The sequence below is a fragment of the Streptomyces sp. CO7 genome (assembly GCF_053474865.1).
Genome location: NZ_JBRIOU010000004.1, coordinates 883,769 through 886,240, shown reverse-complemented (window position 1 = coordinate 886,240; position 2,472 = coordinate 883,769). Strand labels below are relative to the sequence as shown.

The 2,472-nt window shown below is 68.0% G+C and carries 2 protein-coding genes; both read left to right on the top strand.

All coding sequences use genetic code 11. The annotated features are described in order from the left end of the window. Window positions 1-332: 332 nt before the first annotated feature. Window positions 333-1,511: an ADP-forming succinate--CoA ligase subunit beta gene (gene sucC, locus ACOV8S_RS16825; protein WP_351110537.1), complete on the top strand. Its 1,179-nt coding sequence runs from the start codon at window positions 333-335 to the stop codon at window positions 1,509-1,511. 28 nt (window positions 1,512-1,539) lie between these two features. Further along, window positions 1,540-2,424, top strand: coding sequence for a succinate--CoA ligase subunit alpha (gene sucD / locus ACOV8S_RS16820; RefSeq protein WP_351110535.1), 885 nt, complete (start codon window positions 1,540-1,542; stop codon window positions 2,422-2,424). The last annotated feature ends 48 nt before the right edge of the window (window positions 2,425-2,472 follow it).

Here is a 2,472-nt window from a genome sequence, read left to right as displayed (position 1 = left end):
ACTCACCGCCCCCCCCGGGCCCTCACCCCGCGTCCGCTCCGGCAAGGGGACTTCCTCACCCGAACGGGACCGACGCGGTGAGGTCGGCCGAGGGGGGCCGAAGGGGCCAAAACAGGTGATCACCTGCGACAACATGTGACCGTTATCACCGCTCATGTGTGATGCCCTAATTAGAGCCCTCGCGGGTGGCGGGGATACCCTGCCGGACGGACATGCCGCGCGCTCGGACACCGTGTGCGCCCCCCTTGTGACAACAGCGGACGTCACGTTGCCCTTCGCGGCACGCCCACGCATCCAACGAACCGCGAGATCACTGATAGGGACGGAAGCGCGTGGACCTGTTCGAGTACCAGGCGAGGGACCTCTTCGCCAAGCACGATGTACCGGTGCTTGCCGGTGAAGTCATCGACACGCCTGAGGCGGCGCGCGAGATCACCGAGCGGCTCGGCGGCAAGTCTGTCGTCAAGGCGCAGGTGAAGGTCGGTGGCCGCGGCAAGGCCGGCGGCGTCAAGGTGGCCGGCTCGCCCGACGAAGCCGTCGCCCGCGCCAACGACATTCTCGGCATGGACATCAAGGGCCACACGGTCCACAAGGTCATGCTGGCGGAGCTGGCGCCGGAGATCGCGGAGGAGTACTACGTCTCCTTCCTCCTCGACCGCGCCAACCGCACCTTCCTCTCCATCGCCTCCGTCGAGGGCGGCATGGACATCGAGGAGGTGGCGGCCAACCGCCCCGAGGCCGTCGCCAAGACCCCGATCGACGCGATCGACGGTGTCACCCCGGAGAAGGCCCGCGAGATCGTCGAGGCCGCCAAGTTCCCGGCCGAGGTCGCCGACAAGGTCGCCGCCGTCCTGGTGAAGCTGTGGGACGTCTTCATCAAGGAGGACGCCCTCCTGGTAGAGGTGAACCCGCTGGCCAAGGTCGCCTCCGGTGACATCCTCGCCCTCGACGGCAAGGTCTCCCTGGACGACAACGCCGAGTTCCGTCACCCCGACTTCGAGGAGCTCCACGACAAGGCCGCGGCGAACCCGCTCGAGGCCGCTGCCAAGGAGAAGGGCCTCAACTACGTCAAGCTCGACGGCGAGGTCGGCATCATCGGCAACGGCGCCGGCCTGGTCATGTCGACCCTGGACGTCGTCGCGTACGCCGGTGAGGCCCACGGCGGCGTGAAGCCCGCCAACTTCCTCGACATCGGTGGCGGCGCGTCCGCCCAGGTGATGGCGAACGGCCTGGAGATCATCCTCGGCGACCCGGACGTCCGCTCCGTGTTCGTCAACGTCTTCGGTGGCATCACCGCCTGTGACGAGGTCGCCAACGGCATCGTCCAGGCCCTGCAGCTCCTCGAGGAGCGCGGCGAGAAGGTCGAGAAGCCGCTTGTCGTCCGCCTCGACGGCAACAACGCCGAGCTGGGTCGCAAGATCCTCAGCGACGCCAACCACCCGCTGGTTCAGCGCGTCGACACCATGGACGGTGCGGCCGCCAAGGCCGCCGAGCTCGCCGCCGCCAAGTAAGCACCGAGGACGAGGACATCCACACACCATGTCTATCTGGCTCAACAAGGACAGCAAGGTCATCGTCCAGGGCATGACCGGTGCCACGGGCATGAAGCACACCAAGCTCATGCTCGGCGACGGCACGAACGTCGTGGGCGGCGTCAACCCGCGCAAGGCGGGTCAGACGGTCGACTTCGACGGCACCGAGGTACCGGTCTTCGGCTCCGTCAAGGACGCCATCGACAAGACCGGCGCCGACGTCACCGTCATCTTCGTCCCGGAGAAGTTCACCAAGGACGCGGTCATCGAGGCGATCGACGCCGAGATCCCGCTGGCCGTGGTGATCACCGAGGGCATCGCCGTGCACGACAGCGCCGCGTTCTGGGCGTACGCCGGCAAGAAGGGCAACAAGACCCGGATCATCGGCCCGAACTGCCCCGGCATCATCACGCCGGGCGGCTCGAACGTCGGCATCATCCCGGGCGACATCACCAAGCCGGGCCGCATCGGCCTGGTCTCGAAGTCCGGCACGCTGACGTACCAGATGATGTACGAGCTGCGTGACATCGGCTTCACCACCGCCGTGGGCATCGGTGGCGACCCGATCATCGGCACCACGCACATCGACGCGCTGGCCGCGTTCCAGGACGACCCCGACACCGACCTCATCGTGATGATCGGTGAGATCGGTGGCGACGCCGAGGAGCGTGCCGCGGCGTACATCGCCGAGAACGTGACCAAGCCGGTCGTCGGCTACGTCGCGGGCTTCACGGCGCCGGAGGGCAAGACCATGGGTCACGCCGGTGCGATCGTGTCCGGCTCGTCCGGCACCGCGCAGGCGAAGAAGGAGGCCCTCGAGGCCGCGGGCGTGAAGGTCGGCAAGACGCCGACCGAGACCGCGAAGCTGGCCCGCGAGATCCTCGCCGGCTGACGCCGCCTCTCCTCTCCGACGGGCCCGCGCCCGGGGTACACCCCTGGG